Source organism: Mesorhizobium sp. M1E.F.Ca.ET.063.01.1.1, assembly GCF_003998155.1.
Lineage (GTDB): Bacteria > Pseudomonadota > Alphaproteobacteria > Rhizobiales > Rhizobiaceae > Mesorhizobium.
Genome location: NZ_RZSC01001551.1, coordinates 1 through 493 on the forward strand (window position 1 = coordinate 1; position 493 = coordinate 493).

The window sequence follows — 493 nt, forward strand, 5'->3', positions numbered from 1 at the left end:
GAACAATCCCGAACCGATGCCGGGCGATCCCAATCCTGAGCCTTCCCGGCCTCCTGCTCCGCCGGAAAACCCGCCCGGAGAACCACCAGGCGTTCCTCCGCCTTCACCCGATCCCATCCCGGGACCGGGAAGGGGACCTCCAGATATCCCGCCGGACGTGCCACCTGAGATTCCGCCGGAGGAGCCGACATTTCCCAGGCCGACGGCAGAAGAGTTCCGCGCGTAGCGGTGGCGTTGAAGCGCGTCGCGACGAAACGGATTCAGGCGACGCGCTTTACGTCCTTGTTTTGATGCCGCTTCCTTCGATCATGCGGATGACCTGCTCGATGTCCCGTGGCTCGATGCCGAGTTCCGGCAGCCCCGGCATGCCGCCTGTCGTCACGTTGTCCTGGCGCATGAGATCGACCTGGTTGCGCGTGAAAGGCGGCGTCGGGAGAAATTCCGCCACTCCCGCCAGGGCGCTCCAGGCGATGAACGGCATAGGCACCAGGAT

Annotated in this window: 1 pseudogene; it reads right to left on the bottom strand. The window is 64.9% G+C overall.

Annotation, left to right across the window (positions count from 1 at the left end):
• Positions 1-274 precede the first annotated feature (274 nt).
• Positions 275-493, bottom strand: a pseudogene (locus tag EOA29_RS41960) (complex I NDUFA9 subunit family protein); the annotation flags it as partial.